Here is a 15,876-nt window from a genome sequence, read left to right as displayed (position 1 = left end):
GGGTCCGTCATACTGAAGACCAGCTCCGCGCGGCGCGATCCAGAATCGTGGGCGTCGATCCCGATAGCTGACAGCTCGCGTCAGTTTTCTCTCATTTCGTATGGAAGGTCATAATGCCCGACTTCTTAACCGATTTTTTTGTGGTCGGCGTAGTGATCATCGTTGTCCTCATCGTCCTGTTCACCCTTCTGCGTGGCATCAAGGTAGCGAAGCCCGACGAGGCGATCATCGTCACGTCACGCCAGAAGACGGTCAAGCCAGGCTCGGTGCAGAGCGACCTCCAGACGGAGAACGCCGGCCAGCGTGTTGTGTTCGGCTCGCGTGTCTTCGTGATGCCGATCGTGGAAGCTCACTTCAAGCTGAGCCTGCGGAGCCGCCAGTTGAACGTGCAGGCGACCGCGCAGACGCGGGACGCCATCACGATCAAAGTCAACGCTGTCGCGGTGGTGAAGGTCGGCGGGTCGGAATCGATGGTGCGCGCCGCCGCCCAACGATTCCTCAACCAACAGGACCAGATCGAAACATCGACCGAAGAGGTGCTGAGCGGATCGGTCCGATCGATTGTTGGCCAGCTGACGGTGACCGAAATCATCACCAACCGGTCCGCGCTTCAGGGGCAGGTGCTGGAGGCTGTACGCGAGTCACTCGACGTGCAGGGCCTGCAGATCGACACACTCCAGATCAAAGAGATCGACGATGACAACGGCTACATCCGCGACCTGGGTCGTGGGGAGGCCGCCCGTGTCAAGCAGGTCGCGGAGATCGCCGAATCGGTGTCGCGCCAAGCGTCCGAGGAAGCGCGCATCGGGGCCGAGCAGGCCGTCGCCGAGCAGCAGCGCAAGCTCGACCTGCGAAACGCCGAGATCCAGAAAGAGACCGACAAGGCACGCGCCGAAGCGGCCGCATCTCGCCCCCTGGCCGAGGCGATCTCCCAGCAGGAGGTTATCTCGCAGCAGGAGGTGACCGCCGGCAAGCGAGTCGGACTGCGCAAGCAGGAGCTCGATGCCGAGATCCGCGCCGTCGCCGACGCCGACGCCTACGCACTGGAAAAGAACGCCCAGGCGTCAGCATCCGCGCGCGTGGCTGCAGCGAACGCCGACCGGGACAGCCGAATCGCCGCCGCCGAGGCACTGCGCGCAGAGGGCGAGGCCGAGGCCAACTCGATTCGGGTCAAGGGCGCGGCCGAGGCCGAGTCGACGCGTGCGCAGGCTGATGCGCTCGAGGAGCGGGCCGATGACCTACTGCGCCAGCAAATCATCACCCAGCTCCCCGCGATCGTGCGCGCAGCGTCTGAACCGCTGTCGGCCATCGCCAACATGACGGTTATCTCCAATGACGGAAGCGGCGCGAACCAGGTAGGGCACAGCGTCGCTGGTCAGCTGGCGACATCCACTCAAATCATTAAAGACTTGGTAGGAATCGACATTTCAGAGCTCGTGACCGGCCGTGCGACCGGGGCTGCGGCGGGGCGAGCGTTGGCGGATCGTCCGGACGTTCCCGGCCAGGCAGCGCAGGGCGATTCTGCTTCGGCGATCTAGATAACCCGCGGGGCGGTATCCAATAACCCGCGGGGCGTGACCCAATACCCCGCGGCGCTATACCCGCGGAAAGATCGCGACCGGGACCGTCTGGTGGATTGTCTGGGTCACGTACGACCCGGTTCCGGGCGTGGCCTCGCTGCTCACGATCATCGAAAAGTCGAGAATCAGGCCGTAGGTGTCGTCCACGAGCGGCCCGATGACGTTGTTGACCATCTGCAGGCCACCCTTGGGCGAGGTGATGAGCAGGCCGTAGGGCGAGGAGAGTGCCTCAGGGTCGAGCGTTGCGTCGACCGGGTTGACGCTGAGGACCAGGGGAGTTTCGACGACTCCGCTGGTCGTCGTCGTTGTCGCGGTGACCGACAGGCTCGACATAAATACCTGCCGCTTACTCGCGAACGGGGCTTCAACGGGAACCGTCATGTCGGTGACGTCGATAACAAACGAGAACGACTTCTGCGCGTCGGTAAACCACTCGTGCGTCTTTTGCTCGGTCCACATGTCGAGCTGCAGCTGAAGCTCGTTGGCAACCATGGTGTTCTGGTGCACGGATCCCATGTCAGTGAACACCGAATTGAACACCAACGGCTCAGCCGTGGGGGCTGGTGCCGTCGTTTCCACGTCGGATGCGGCGCTCAGGGGGGAGTCGCCGAACAGTCCAGCAGTGCTGCATCCGGAGAGGCCGAGGGCGATAAGTGCGATGACGCTCGCTGTTGCGAGGCGCGGCATAGGAGCGTGCATGGGTGTGGTCACTTTCGGGCGAGTGGAACGTGGCCACTGTCAGCAGAATGACCTCATTTTTACATGACAATACGTCGACGGCGCCCCGCCGCCCCCGAAGTGGGGGTGGTGGAGCGCCGTCGGCGGTGGGCTTAGCCGTTTTTGTGTCGCAGCATGGTGTCGCGGACGTCGCGGCGCAGCACCTTTCCGATCAGTGACCGCGGCAATTCATCCACCTCGATTATGCGGCGCGGTACCTTGTACGCCGTCAGATGGCTGCGGCAGAAATCGCGCAGCGCATCGGAGTTGAACGTCGAGCCTGAGTGCAGAACGACCGCGGCGCAGACTTCCTCGTCGCCGCCGTCGCGGGGGAGGCCCACAACCGCGGCGCCCTCCACGTCGGGGTGGGCGAGCAGCGTGTCCTCGACCTCGGACGGTGACACGTTGAACCCACCCGTGATGATGATTTCCTTGATGCGGTCGATCACGGTGACAAAGCCGTCGGGGGTCACGGTCACGATGTCGCCCGTGCGAAGCCATCCGCCGGGAAGCAGCGTCGCCGCCGTCTCCGTCGCGCGCCGCCAGTAGCCCCGGAAAACCTGGGGCCCACGAATGAGCAGCTCGCCCGGTTCGCCGTCCGGGCGGTCGACGAACGGGTCGGCGGGGTCGACGACCCTGATCTCCGTGCTGGGGAACGGCACGCCCACCGTGCCAGGCCGTCTGGTTGGTCCGATGGGATTTCCCAGGGCGACGGGGGATGACTCGGTCATTCCATAACCCTCGACCAGCAATCCGCCCGTCTGCTCCTCCCAGCGTTCCACGGTCGCGACCGGCAGGCTCATTGCACCCGAGATGGCGAACCGGAGGCTGGACAGGTCAACGCCGCGCCGCTCCGACGCGCGTGCCAGCGCCTCGTAGATCGGGGGTACCGCGGGCAGGAACGTGGGCGGAGTGTGCTTGACCGCACCGAGCACCAGATCGATGTCGAACTTCGGGAAGAGCACGAGACGCGCACCGATGCTCATCGCGAAGGTGAGGCACAGGGTCATGCCGTAGGCGTGGAACAGCGGCAGCACCCCGTAGAAGGCTTCCTTGCCGAGGCGGAGCCCCGGAACCCAGGCGCGTCCCTGGGCAGCGTTCGCGCGCAGGTTGCTGTGGGTGAGGATCGCACCCTTCGGAGTGCCGGTGGTGCCGCTCGTGTACTGCAGCAGGGCGATATCGTCCACGGACGGTCGGGGGTGCCGCGCCGAGATGCGGCGGGTTCCCAGCAGCTTGTCCCAGGCGAATACGCGCCGCGCCGCCGGTTTCTCGGTGAGCAGAGCGCGCTTCTTCTTGACCGCGGGGATCGGAAGCCGAAGGGCGAGTCGCTTGGCGAGCGGAAAGGCATCGGTCATGTCGACCGAGATGAGGCGGTCCTGGCGGATGTCCGACGGGAAGTCAGCCACGGTGTCGTAGACCTTGTCCCAGACGATGGCGACCTTGGCGCCGTGATCCTCGAACTGGTGGCGCAGCTCCCGCGCGGTGTAGAGCGGGTTGTGCTCGATGACGATGGCACCCAGACGCAAGGCCGCGTAGAAAGCGACCACGTGCTGCGGACAGTTGGGAAGCACCAGGGCGACCCGGTCGCCCTTCTTCACCCCCAGGCGCCGAAGCCCCTCGGCCGCGCGCGCAATCTGGTCACCGAGTTCGGCGTAGCTCGTCTCAGCACCAAAGAACTCCAGCGCAACGTGTTTGCGGAACTGCTTGATAGAGGCATCCATCATGTCGACGAGAGACTCAGTCGGGGTTTCGATTTCATGGGGCACCCCCTCTGCGTACGAGGTGAGCCATGGTTTCTGGTCGTAACGCGTCATGCGATCCTCTCGGCTTTGAGACACAAGTATCGGGTACGAACCATGTGGTTCGCCGTGCGCCGTGGCGCAGGCACGGCGGGGCAATCCGACGTGCCCATGAGCGAGCCTAGCCGCGCGGCACGCGGTCCCGACAATCCCTCGCCTGCAGATAGGGTGCAAGTACCGAAGGGAGTCCACTGTGACGCACATATCAACCCGTTCTCTGCCCAAGGCGGAGCTGCACCTGCACATCGAAGGCACGCTCGAGCCCGAGATGGTGTTCGCTCTCGCGGAGAAGAACGGCATCGCCCTGCCGTGGTCCTCTGTCGAGGAGTTGCGCGGACTGTACTCCTTCACCGACCTGCAATCCTTCCTCGACCTCTACTACGCCGGCATGGCCGTGCTGCAGACAGAAGACGACTTCGCGGAGCTCGCCGGCGCCTACCTTCGACGCGCCGCCGAGCAGGGGGTGCGTCATGCCGAGCTGTTCTTCGACCCGCAGGCCCACACCACCCGGGGCATCGCAATCGACACCGTGATCGACGGCCTGCTGCGCGCCCTTGCTACGGCCCGATCAGAGAACGGCATCACCGGCGGCCTGATCCTGTGCTTCCTGCGTGACCAGCCGGTCGCAGACGCGATGGCAACCCTCGAGTCTGTCGCCGCGCGCAGCGCCGACCTCCTCGGCGTGGGCCTGGACTCGGCGGAGGTGGGATATCCGCCGAGCCTGTTCGAGGCGGTCTTCTCCCGTGCCCGCGAACTCGGACTCCACGTGGTTGCCCACGCGGGTGAAGAGGGCCCGCCCGAGTATGTGTGGGAGGCGCTGGACCTGCTCAAGGTCGAGCGGATCGACCACGGGGTGCGGAGTCTTGAGGATCCGCTGCTGGTCGAACGACTCCGCCGGGACCGAATCCCGCTCACGGTATGCCCGCTCTCGAATGTGCGGCTCGGCGGTGTTGCGTCGCTCGACGATCATGCACTGCCCGCCATGCTGGAGGCCGGATTGGTGGTCACGGTGAACTCTGACGACCCCGCGTATTTCGGTGGCTACATCGACGACAACTACAGCGCCGTGGCCCGCGCGCTCGACTTGGACGCGGAACAGCTCCGAGCCGTCGCAGCCTTCTCGGTCGAGGCGTCTTTTCTCGGCGCGGACGCCAAAGCGACACTGCTGGCGGAGATCGCTGCCTGGACGGCCTGACTCCCGAGCGCGGGCTACGTCACGCCTCGTCGCGTCCGCGGAGCTTCTCGAGGTCGCGTCGCTCGCGTTTGGTCGGACGGCCTGCCCCGCGGTCGCGCATCGGGGCGAGCGCGACCTCCTCACGGGGTGGTGGAGGCGGCGTGTTGTCGGTGTAGCTCTCGGCGGCGACGGGCGCGCCCACCCGCTTCACCAGGATGCGCTTGACCGTCACGATCCGATCGAAGCCCGCCTCGCGCACGCGCACCTCGTCTCCCACCCGAACGGGCTGGGCGGCCTTCACTTTCTCGCCGTTGACCCGCACGTGGCCGGCCCGGCATGCGGCGGTCGCCAGCGAGCGCGACTTGATCAGGCGCACGGCCCAGACCCAGCTGTCCACGCGGGCGGATGTTTCGTCCATCATCCGACTCTATGCCCGCCGCACGGCCTCGGCGCCCGAACACCGACTTGAGGCGGTGACCTCAGTTGGGCAAGCTGGTGCGGTGACCTGGAAACTGCTCCCCGCCGCCCTCATGTCCGCGTCCGGGATACTCCTTTTTGTGGTGGATGCCGCGGTGCCCGGGTACCTCGTCGTGGTGGCCAGTCTCGCCTCGGCAGCCATCATCGACCGACCATTGATGCGGGACCTCGCCCTGATCGGGGCGGGAGTGGTGATCGTGAGTTCGGTGCCACTGAACGCTGACCTGAGCCTCGGCCACATGGCCGCCATGGGGACCGTTCTCACTCTCGCGGTGGTGGTGCCGTATGTCGTGTCCCGGTTCGTGTACCGCGAGCGGGTCATCCGCTTTCCCGTCAACACCGGGGTGCGCTGGACCCGACGAGAGTTTGCCTACCTCGGCTTTGTGGTGCTGCTCGGTTACGCCGTGCTGCCGGTCTACCTCATCAGCACCGGGGTCTACACGAACTGGCCGAACCCCAACGATCCCGACACGTTCTTCCGACTGTTCGTTGGCGTCAACGCTGTCGGGATCTGGGACGAGCTTTTCTTTGTCTGCACGACCTTCACTCTGCTGCGCCGCCACTTTCCGGACTGGCTCGCCAATCTGCTTCAGGCCGTCATTTTCTGTTCGTTCCTGTGGGAGATCGGTTACCGCTCGTGGGGTCCGCTACTCACGTTTCCTTTCGCTCTGCTTCAGGCGTACACCTTCCGGATCACCCGCTCGCTGAGCTACGTCGTCAGCGTGCACCTGATCTTCGATTTCGTCCTCTTCCTGGCTCTCGTGCACGCCCACAATCCCGACGTGCTGGCCATCTTCATCTATTGAGCGCGTCGCCTGGATGAACACGGTCGATAGGATGGGTTTTTGTGGCAGAGCAGACCCCGATGAGTTCGCGGGTGTTCACCGTGCCCAACATCCTGAGTTTTCTGCGCCTGGCCCTCGTTCCGGTCTTCCTGGTACTGCTGATCGCGGGGGAGGATGTCGCGGCCCTGCTTGTCCTGGTCTTCTCGAGCGTCTCCGACTTTCTTGACGGGGTGATCGCGCGCAAATTCAACCAGATCACCCGGCTAGGACAGCTGCTCGATCCCGCAGCAGACCGGCTATTCATCTTCGCCGCCCTGATTGGCCTGTCCGTTCGCGAGATTCTGCCGTGGTGGCTCACCGCGGTGATCATCGGTCGCGACGTTCTGCTCGCCGTGCTCGGGATCGTTCTGGCAAACCACGGATTCGGCCCCCTGCCCGTGCATCACCTGGGCAAGGTGGCGACATTCTGCCTCTACTACGCCCTTCCGTTGATCATGCTGGGGCAGGCATTTGACGCCATTGCGTGGTGGGCAAATCCGCTCGGTTGGGCTTTCGCGCTCTGGGGCGCGTTCCTCTACTGGTGGGCCGGGGTTGTCTACGTCCGGGAGACGGCCCGGGTGATTCGGATTCCGTGGGGCGCCGCGGGGTCACAATCCGATACGATTGAGACCTGAGGGAGGTTCCGATGGTTGAATCTGACAATATGCGTGGCGATAGTAATGGCGGCGCGAACGGCGCGGACGGCGGCAGTCCGACCGCAAAAGTGCCGAGCCAGAATGACACGACGCTGAACTTCACTCGCGAATTTGGTGCCCAGCTGGCGTCCATCGACAGCGACGTGTCGACGGGGGAGCACGAGTCAATCGCGGCACTGCCGTCCGGATCTGCGCTGCTGGTTGTGCGTCGCGGCCCCAATGCGGGTGCGCGGTTTCTGCTCGACGCAGATGTGACCACCGTCGGACGCCACCCCGACGCCGATATCTTTCTCGATGACGTCACGGTCTCTCGCCGCCACGCTGAGTTTCTCCGCACGGGCACGACCTTCGAGGTGCGCGATCTTGGTTCGCTCAATGGCACCTACTTTGACGGCTCCCGCATCGATTCCGCCGCGCTCAGCGATGGCTCCGAGGTTCAGGTCGGCAAGTTCCGTCTCACGTTTTACGCCTCGCGCGTCGACCTCGCTAACCTGGCCCGTCGGTAGTGGTTCGGTCGTCGGCCCAGGCGCGTGAACCCGCAGGGTCGCCGCTCCTGAGCATTGGACAGGTGTTGGCTCGGCTGAACCCCGAGTTTCCTGACCTCACCCCCTCGAAGCTCCGGTTTCTGGAGGAACGGCAGCTGATATCGCCGGCGCGTACCGAATCGGGCTACCGCAAGTTTTCACCGGGCGACCTCGATCGTCTGCGTTTTGTTCTCGCCATGCAGCGAGACCACTACCTGCCCCTCAAAGTGATCCGTGGGTATCTTGATGAGTTGGATGCCGGGCGGCAGCCAATTCTCCCCGGTGGCGCTGTGCAGGCGCCGTCCATGCTGTCTACCGAGCGCCGACTTGGCCGCGAAGAACTCATTCGCGAAGCGGGCGCGACGGGCATGCTTCTCAACGATGCCGTTTCGGCGTCCCTCATCGTTCCCGCCGACCTGTTCGGTGAGGATGCACTGTCGGTGCTGCGCTCGCTGGTCGAGTTGCAGCGCTCCGGCATAGAACCGCGACACCTGCGTGGCTTCCGGGCCGCGGCCGAGCGTGAGCTCGGGCTAATTGAGAGTGCGCTCATCCCGGTTGCCCGACGCAAGGATGCGTCGAGCCGGGCGAAGGCGGCGGAGCTTGCGCGCGAAATCGCTGGCCAGCTCGAGATAGTCCGGAGCAGCCTCATCCGCTCCGCACTCTCGCGATTGCAACAGTAAGCCCACATAGTTTCGACACGCCGGGGCACTGAGCCGGATGTCGTTGCTCCACATCGACTGCGTCGGTAGCGTGGGGTTATCCGAACCATAAGTGTCAACTTAAACGTGAAGCTTATAAATCCAGCTTGTGAAGGGCCATGCCATGAGTGAACTCAGCCGTAGCGAATCGTCACGCTACGACCTCGGCCTTCTCTTCACGGACGGCATGCCGGACCACGATGATTCGTCCGGGTACCGAGGTGCTGTAGCCGCGCGGGCGGCGGGCATCAGCTATCGCCAGCTCGATTACTGGGCGCGCACCGAGCTCGTGCAGCCGACGGTGCGCGGGGCGGCCGGTTCCGGGTCGCAGCGGCTGTACGGCTTCCGCGACATCCTCGTCCTCAAGCTGGTCAAGAGACTCCTCGATACCGGCATCTCCCTCCAGCAGATCAGGGTTGCGGTGAACCAGCTTCGCGAAGCAGGTATCAGTGACCTCGCCCAAACCACATTGATGAGCGACGGTGCCAGTGTGTACCTGTGCACCTCGAACGACGAGGTCATTGACCTGGTCAGCCGCGGTCAGGGCGTGTTCGGCATCGCCGTTGGCAAGGTTCTGCGCGAGGTCGAGACGAGCCTCGTCGAGCTTGATTCCATCAAGGGCGAAGACCCGTCGGACGAGCTCGCGGTTCGTCGCGCTACTCGCGCGTCTTAGTCGCCCCACCGGTTACCGGTTACCGGTTACCGGTTACCGGCGCGTCCCAGCCTCGCGGTTCGTCGCGCCACCACGCTACCGGTGCGTCCCAGCCTCGCGGTTGGTCGCGCCACCCCGCTACCGGCGCGTCCCAGACTCGGAGTTCATCGCGCTACCCGCGTTTTTCTCGCCGTGTGGCTGGGCGCGCTATCCGCACGGACTCGTTCAGCGCCGATCCGCGGGGTAACGCGGCAGATGCGGGCGACGTCGTTGCTCGGGCTCAGCGAGCTTCGCTGTAGTCGCCGATCTTGGCGGTGCGCATGATGCGTTCGAGAAGCTGGTCGAAATTGCGTGCCATTTCCTGGGCGCTCTCACCCGGCCAGACGTGAACGGGCTTCGCCGCTCCCTGCGCCTGCTGGAGGGAGGTGCGCTCCGGCAGCTGGGGGCTCAGTACGAGCGGACCGAACATGTCCCGAAGCTCTTTGATGCGGAACTGGTGCTCGAGTGACTGCACGCGGGCACGGTTGACGATGATGCCAAGCGGCTGCAGTCGGGGGGAGAGCCCGCGGCGGATCTCTTCGATCGCACGCAGCGCGCGGTCGGCGGCAGCGACGGAAAACAGCCCGGGCTCGGTCACAACCGTTACCCGGTCGCTCGCGGCCCACGCGGTGCGGGTCAACGCATTGAGGGAAGGCGCGCAGTCGATGAGCACGAGGTCGTAGTCCGCCTCGACGTGGGCGAGCGCCTCCTCGAGCTTCCAAATGTCGCGGATGCTCGGGTGCGGCCCGTCGAAGTTGATAGCGGAAGGCGACCCGATCAGAACGTCGATCTTGCCCGGACGTCCCCTGGTCCAGCCGCTCGGGGCAATTGCCGCCCGTACGGTTTTTTCCTTGGGGGATCCAAGCACATCGGCGATGTTCAGATGACCCGCGACGTTGATATCCATGCCGGTGGAGGCATCGGATTGTGGGTCCAGATCGACCACGAGGGTCCGCAATCCCTTGGCGAAGGCCGCGGAAGCTAATCCGAGCGTCACCGTAGTCTTCCCTACGCCCCCCTTGAGGGAGCTGACGCTAAGTACGTGCACGAACAACGACGATACCTTCACTAGTCTGAAAGAACTAAACTCATCGGTCCGGCGCGGCACCGATGTTGTCCACCCGTAACCCTTGACCGCCCTAATATTGGCCACAACGGAGGGCACCACATTGTTTAAAAAGATTCTCGTTGCGAACCGAGGCGAAATCGCGATCCGGGCGTTTCGCGCCGCCTACGAGCTGGGAGCGCGCACTGTCGCGGTGTTCCCCTACGAGGACCGCAACTCGATGCACCGCCTCAAAGCCGACGAGGCGTACCTCATCGGGGAGAAAGGTCACCCGGTGCGCGCGTACCTCAACGTGGCCGAGATTATTCGCGTCGCCAAGCAATCCGGCGCCGACGCGATCTACCCCGGATACGGCTTCCTTTCGGAGAATCCCGAACTTGCAGAGGCCGCAGCCGAAGCGGGAATCACCTTCATCGGCCCTCCGAAGAAGGTGCTCGAGATGGCGGGCAACAAGGTAACGGCGAAAGAGCACGCGATCGCCGCCGGCGTTCCTGTACTGAAGTCCACGCCCGCTTCCCGCGACATCGACGAGCTGCTCGCCGGCGCCGAAGCCATTGGCTTCCCCATCTTCGCTAAGGCCGTCGCCGGTGGTGGAGGACGCGGCATGCGTCGCGTGGCCACGATGGCGGACCTGCGCGGCTCGCTCGAAGAAGCGATGCGCGAGGCGGACAGCGCCTTCGGCGACCCGACCATGTTCCTCGAGCAGGCTGTTGTGCGCCCCCGGCACATTGAGGTGCAGATTCTGGCCGACACAACGGGCGAAACGGTCCACCTGTTCGAGCGCGATTGCTCCGTTCAACGGCGCCACCAGAAGGTGGTCGAGATCGCGCCGGCGCCGAACCTGGACGAAGACACCCGCCAGGCCATGTACCGCGACGCGATCGCGTTCGCGAAGTCCATCGGCTACGTCAACGCCGGCACAGTGGAATTCCTCCTCGACACCGCGGGGGAGCGCAAGGGCGAGCACGTCTTCATCGAGATGAACCCGCGTATCCAGGTAGAGCACACGGTGACCGAAGAGGTCACCGACGTCGACCTCGTGGTCTCGCAGATGCGCATTGCCGCCGGCCAGAGCCTCGCGGAGATGGGCCTCCAGCAGAAAGACCTCCGCCTTCGCGGCGCCGCCCTGCAGTGCCGGATCACGACGGAGGACCCCGCTGCCGGGTTCCGGCCCGACACCGGAAAGATCACCACCTACCGATCGCCTGGCGGAGCCGGCATCCGCCTCGACGGTGGAACCATCAACCCCGGTGCCCAGATCTCGCCCCACTTCGACTCGATGCTGGTGAAAATGACCTGCCGCGGCCGGGACTTCGCCGCCGCCGTCACCCGCGCCCGCCGCGGGCTCGCGGAGTTCCGCCTCCGTGGTGTCTCGACCAACATCCCGTTCCTGCAGGCAGTGCTCGACGACCCCGAGTTCATCGCTGGTGACCTCAGCACCTCCTTCATCGACGAGCGGCCGCAGCTGCTCAACGCCCGCCAGTCCAAGGACCGCGGCACAAAGGTGCTCAACTGGCTCGCCGACGTCACGGTGAATCAGCCGAACGGGTCTGGCGCTGGGCTCATCGACCCTGCGCGCAAACTCCCCAAGATCGACCTCGCGGCGCCCGCGCCGTCCGGGTCACGCCAGCGCCTGCTGGAGCTCGGACCGGTCGGATTCGCGTCGGCCCTGCGCGCGCAGACGTCGCTCGCGGTCACCGAGACAACGATGCGTGACGCTCACCAGTCGCTGCTGGCCACCCGGGTGCGCACCCGCGACCTGGTTGCGGTCGCACCGTACGTTGCCCGGATGACCCCCGAGCTGCTGTCCGTCGAGGCCTGGGGCGGAGCCACCTACGACGTGGCACTGCGGTTCCTCTCCGAGGATCCGTGGGAGCGTCTGGCGTCGCTGCGTGAAGCACTGCCGAACATCAACATCCAGATGCTGCTGCGTGGACGCAACACCGTGGGTTACACGCCTTACCCGACCGAGGTCACCGACGCGTTTGTGCGCGAGGCCGCCGCGACCGGTGTCGACATCTTCCGCATCTTCGATGCGCTCAACGATGTCTCGCAGATGCGCCCGGCGATCGAATCGGTCCTCAACACGGGCAGCACCATCGCCGAGGTCGCCGTCTGCTACACCGGTGACCTGCTGGACCCGTCCGAAAAGCTCTACACGCTCGACTACTACCTCCGTCTGGCCGACGATATCGTTGCCGCGGGCGCGCACGTGCTCGCGATCAAGGACATGGCCGGACTGCTGCGAGCGGAGGCGGCCGAACGTCTCGTGACCGCCCTTCGTGCGCGGTTCGACCTTCCCGTGCACGTGCACACGCACGATACGGCTGGCGGTCAGCTCGCGACCCTGCTCGCAGCGAGCCGTGCCGGCGCGGATGCGGTGGATGTCGCGAGCGCTCCCATGGCCGGAACCACGAGTCAGCCGTCCATCTCCGCCCTGGTCGCGGCCCTTGCCCACACCGAACGCGACACCGGTCTCTCGCTGGGAGCGGTGTCCGACCTCGAGCCGTACTGGGAGGCCGTGCGCCACGTCTACAAGCCGTTCGAATCGGGTCTGCCCGGGCCCACCGGGCGTGTGTACAAGCACGAGATTCCGGGTGGGCAGTTGTCCAACCTTCGCCAGCAGGCCATCTCCCTCGGGCTCGGGAACCAGTTCGAGAAGGTGGAAGACCTGTACGCCGCGGCCAACCGCATTCTTGGTCGTCCGCCTAAGGTGACCCCCTCGTCGAAAGTGGTGGGTGACCTTGCGCTCAGCCTCGCAGCAGCGGACGCCGATCCCGACGACTTCGAGCAGAATCCTGACAAGTACGACATTCCGGACTCCGTGATCGGCTTTATGGCGGGCGAGCTCGGGGACCTCCCCGGCGGCTGGCCGGAGCCGTTCCGGTCGAAGGTGCTCCAGGGCCGCCAGGTCAAGATTGGTGTGGAGCCGCTCACCGAAGCGCAGGAGGCCGGGCTCGCCGGCGACACGGCCACACGCCGCTCGACGCTGAACCGGTTGCTCTTCGCGGGCCCCACGGCGTCGTTCGAAGAAAACCGCGAGGTGTTCGGCGACCTCTCGGTGGTGGACACCAACGACTACCTTTACGGTCTGCGCCAGGGAACCGAGCACGAGATCGAGATCGAAAAGGGCGTCAGCCTGCTCGTCGGTCTCGAGGCCATCAGTGAGGTCGACGAGCAGGGCATGCGCACCGTGATGACGACGCTGAACGGGCAGCTTCGGCCCGTCTTCGTACGTGACCGGCGCATCTCGGTGAGCAGCACCGCTGCGGAGAAGGCCGATCCGAGCAAGTCTGGACACGTGGCCGCGCCATTTTCCGGCGTTGTCACGCTTCAGGTTGCCGAGGGCGCCACGGTGATCGCGGGACAGGCCGTCGCCTCTATCGAGGCCATGAAGATGGAGGCCGCGATCACCGCACCGGTGGGGGGAACGGTTAAACGACTCGCGATCCCAGCGACACAGCAGGTTGAAGGCGGCGATCTTATCGTCGTAATCGAGTAATCCACAGGGGACGCCCCCGAACCGGGGGCCTCGGGTAAGCTCGGTAGCCGACCCGACCGAAAGGTATCGCCGTTTTGGATAAAACACGAAAGCCAGAGGACAGCGCAGGACAACTCCTCGAGTCTGAGCCCACCGCGGCCGCAGACTCGCAGGCCGACGCAGCCGCCACGACCGTCGCCCTCCCCGCCGCCGGGGATGACGCGGTCGTCGGCAGCGCCGAAAATAGCAACCTTGGTGACGGCACGGTCGTCGCCGATGCTGACGAAGCCGCCAACGAAGGCGTCGACGGCAGCAAAGCCGTCGTCGGCAGCGAAAGTGTCGTCGATAGCGAAGACGTCGCGATCGACGACGATGACGTGGAGAGCCCGACGGTCACTGTTGACCTGCCCGCTCCCGTTCGCGAAGTACCCGACGAGGAGGCGGCCGTCTCCATCGACGAGGTAACCATCGATCCCGGTTTTGTCCAGCGCGCTCCCGCGACCATGTCGATCACCGTTGTTCCGGTGCTGGTGCCGGTGCCAGCCGTGGAGGAACCCGAGGTTCGCGTTATCCCCGACCTTCCCGCGAGCGAACACGCGTTCACCCGACGAGACCGGCTCAGTGGTCAGATCTCCGATGTACCGGAGTCTGCCGCGATGCTGACGGCCGAGCGCCTGCTCGAGCCGAAGGGGCGCAGGCGTCCCGCGCCGCAGGGCGTCTGGCCACGAATCGTCTACGGCGCTAGCTTCCGCACCATCAACATCGGCGATTCCGCGAAGTACCGCGCCCGCAAACTGGTCGACCTCCGTATCCAGCGAGAATTCGATGGCGGTGCGCGCTTTGTGCCCATCCTCACTCGCAAGGGGGGTGTGGGCAAAACGACCGTCACGACCCTGCTCGGAATGGCTCTTGCCGACGCCCGTGATGACCGGATCATCGCAATTGACGCGAACCCCGACCGCGGTACGCTCGCGGAACGGGTCAACAAACAGACGCGATCCACCGTGCGCGACGTTGTCACCCGTGCGGCGTCAGTGGTGGGGTTCACCGACTTCACGACACTCGTCTCCCGCGATGAGACCCGGCTCGACGTGCTGGCTTCAGACACCGACCCGATGCTCTCCGAGGCCTTCGACGAGGACGACTACAACGTCGTTGCCGATCTTGCCGGGCGCTTCTACTCCATCGTCCTCACCGACTGCGGCACGGGAATCGTGCACTCGGTCATGCGCGCAACCCTGCAGCGCGCAGACTCGGTTGTCATCGTCTCCGGCGGCAGCGTGGACGAAGCACGCCTGGCCTCCGAGACGCTCACCTGGCTCGAGGCGAACGGGTACGGCGACCTCGTGCGCAACGCCGTCGTCGCGTTGAATACGGCGACGCAGGGAACCAACCTCATCAAGCTCGAGGAGATCGAGGCGCACTTCCGGTCGCGCGTGCGGGAAATCGTTCGGATTCCGTACGACCCCCAGCTCGCTGCGGGTTCGGTGGTCAGCTACAAGGATCTCAAACAGCTCACCAAGGATGCATCCCGCGAACTCGCCGCCCTCGTCGTCGAGGGCTTGCCCGTGCGCCGCGGAGCCTAGGAGCGAAGCGCGGAGACCGCTGCCGCGACGAAATAGACTTGCACCGCCCGCGATCCCGTGCGGGTAGACGCCCGCGAGAAGGTACTGGACTCACACGCATGACCGAACGACAGATCAGACTATTCGGCGACCCGGTGCTGCGCTCGGCCTGCGACCCGGTGAAGCCCGGGGACCAGCGGGTGGCTGGGCTTGTGCAGGACCTGCTCGATACCGTCGAGGTTCCCGGCCGCGCTGGCGTGGCCGCGAACCAGATCGGTGTGGGGATCCGCGCGTTCAGCTACAACGTGGACGGTGAGGTGGGTTATATCCTCAACCCGGTGTTGGTCGAGACGAGCGGCGAAGCGGAGCTGGTGGATGAAGGGTGCCTGTCGGTTCCCGGGTTCTTCTTTCCGCGCCTGAGGCACCCCTACGCGCGTGTTGAGGGAATCGACCTCGACGGCAAACCGGTCACCCTTGAGGGGCACGGGGTGATGGCCCAGGCGCTTCAGCACGAGACGGATCACCTCGACGGCCACCTCTATATCGAAGGTCTCGACCCCGAGGTGAAACGCGAGGCGATGCGCCTCATCCGCCAGGCGGACTGGTACTAAAACCCGTTAGCTT

General features: G+C 65.1%; 14 protein-coding genes. 10 read left to right on the top strand and 4 right to left on the bottom strand.

Annotated elements, in window-relative coordinates; genetic code table 11:
- The first annotated feature begins 113 nt into the window (after window positions 1-113).
- Window positions 114-1,538, top strand: a complete 1,425-nt coding sequence (locus tag B0I08_RS09335; RefSeq protein WP_106212106.1) for an SPFH domain-containing protein — start codon at window positions 114-116, stop codon at window positions 1,536-1,538.
- Window positions 1,539-1,595: 57 nt separating this feature from the next.
- Here the strand turns inward: B0I08_RS09335 and B0I08_RS09330 are convergent, their stop codons facing one another.
- Both B0I08_RS09330 and B0I08_RS09325 read right to left on the bottom strand, forming a co-directional pair.
- Window positions 1,596-2,291, bottom strand: a complete 696-nt coding sequence (locus B0I08_RS09330) for a hypothetical protein (protein WP_146134373.1) — start codon at window positions 2,289-2,291, stop codon at window positions 1,596-1,598.
- A gap of 119 nt (window positions 2,292-2,410) precedes the next feature.
- Window positions 2,411-4,111: a long-chain-fatty-acid--CoA ligase gene (locus tag B0I08_RS09325; RefSeq protein ID WP_106212102.1), complete on the bottom strand. Its 1,701-nt coding sequence runs from the start codon at window positions 4,109-4,111 to the stop codon at window positions 2,411-2,413.
- Between the two features lie 178 nt (window positions 4,112-4,289).
- On the opposite strand from B0I08_RS09325, the gene B0I08_RS09320 reads away from it, so the two are divergent.
- Window positions 4,290-5,291, top strand: a complete 1,002-nt coding sequence (locus B0I08_RS09320; RefSeq protein ID WP_219905641.1) for an adenosine deaminase — start codon at window positions 4,290-4,292, stop codon at window positions 5,289-5,291.
- 19 nt (window positions 5,292-5,310) lie between these two features.
- On the opposite strand, the gene B0I08_RS09315 is transcribed toward B0I08_RS09320, so the two are convergent.
- Window positions 5,311-5,688, bottom strand: coding sequence for an RNA-binding S4 domain-containing protein (locus B0I08_RS09315; RefSeq protein WP_106212100.1), 378 nt, complete (start codon window positions 5,686-5,688; stop codon window positions 5,311-5,313).
- A gap of 112 nt (window positions 5,689-5,800) precedes the next feature.
- Between B0I08_RS09315 and B0I08_RS09310 the strand changes: the two genes are divergently transcribed.
- The 5 genes from B0I08_RS09310 (at window position 5,801) to B0I08_RS09290 (ending at window position 9,122) form a co-directional block, all read left to right on the top strand.
- On the top strand, window positions 5,801-6,553 hold the full coding sequence (locus B0I08_RS09310; RefSeq protein ID WP_146134379.1) for a CPBP family intramembrane glutamic endopeptidase: 753 nt from the start codon (window positions 5,801-5,803) through the stop codon (window positions 6,551-6,553).
- A 59-nt stretch (window positions 6,554-6,612) separates the two neighbouring features.
- Complete coding sequence (locus B0I08_RS09305; RefSeq protein WP_106212306.1) at window positions 6,613-7,206, top strand: CDP-alcohol phosphatidyltransferase family protein; 594 nt, start codon at window positions 6,613-6,615, stop codon at window positions 7,204-7,206.
- Between the two features lie 11 nt (window positions 7,207-7,217).
- Window positions 7,218-7,733 (top strand): FHA domain-containing protein, encoded by a 516-nt coding sequence (locus tag B0I08_RS09300; RefSeq protein WP_245884720.1) that lies wholly within the window; start codon window positions 7,218-7,220, stop codon window positions 7,731-7,733.
- Window positions 7,733-8,431, top strand: coding sequence for a transcriptional regulator FtsR (gene ftsR / locus B0I08_RS09295; RefSeq protein ID WP_106212094.1), 699 nt, complete (start codon window positions 7,733-7,735; stop codon window positions 8,429-8,431). Before B0I08_RS09300 ends, ftsR begins: the two co-directional genes overlap by 1 nt.
- Window positions 8,432-8,573: 142 nt before the next feature.
- Window positions 8,574-9,122: a MerR family transcriptional regulator gene (locus B0I08_RS09290; RefSeq protein WP_106212092.1), complete on the top strand. Its 549-nt coding sequence runs from the start codon at window positions 8,574-8,576 to the stop codon at window positions 9,120-9,122.
- Between the two features lie 259 nt (window positions 9,123-9,381).
- Here B0I08_RS09290 and B0I08_RS09285 read toward each other — a convergent pair whose 3' ends face one another.
- On the bottom strand, window positions 9,382-10,188 hold the full coding sequence (locus B0I08_RS09285; RefSeq protein ID WP_106212304.1) for a ParA family protein: 807 nt from the start codon (window positions 10,186-10,188) through the stop codon (window positions 9,382-9,384).
- Window positions 10,189-10,309: 121 nt separating this feature from the next.
- Between B0I08_RS09285 and B0I08_RS09280 the strand changes: the two genes are divergently transcribed.
- The 3 genes from B0I08_RS09280 to B0I08_RS09270 all read left to right on the top strand — a co-directional run bounded on the left by B0I08_RS09280 (window position 10,310) and on the right by B0I08_RS09270 (window position 15,863).
- Window positions 10,310-13,708 (top strand): pyruvate carboxylase, encoded by a 3,399-nt coding sequence (locus B0I08_RS09280; protein WP_106212090.1) that lies wholly within the window; start codon window positions 10,310-10,312, stop codon window positions 13,706-13,708.
- 74 nt (window positions 13,709-13,782) lie between these two features.
- Window positions 13,783-15,273 (top strand): MinD/ParA family ATP-binding protein, encoded by a 1,491-nt coding sequence (locus B0I08_RS09275; protein ID WP_245884719.1) that lies wholly within the window; start codon window positions 13,783-13,785, stop codon window positions 15,271-15,273.
- 98 nt (window positions 15,274-15,371) lie between these two features.
- Window positions 15,372-15,863, top strand: coding sequence for a peptide deformylase (locus B0I08_RS09270; RefSeq protein WP_106212088.1), 492 nt, complete (start codon window positions 15,372-15,374; stop codon window positions 15,861-15,863).
- Window positions 15,864-15,876 lie beyond the last annotated feature (13 nt).

The sequence above is a fragment of the Glaciihabitans tibetensis genome, assembly GCF_003003265.1.
GTDB classification, from domain to species: Bacteria; Actinomycetota; Actinomycetes; order Actinomycetales; family Microbacteriaceae; genus Glaciihabitans; species Glaciihabitans tibetensis.
Note: the sequence above shows the minus strand (reverse complement) of the source record. Positions and strands in the feature narration are given on the sequence as shown.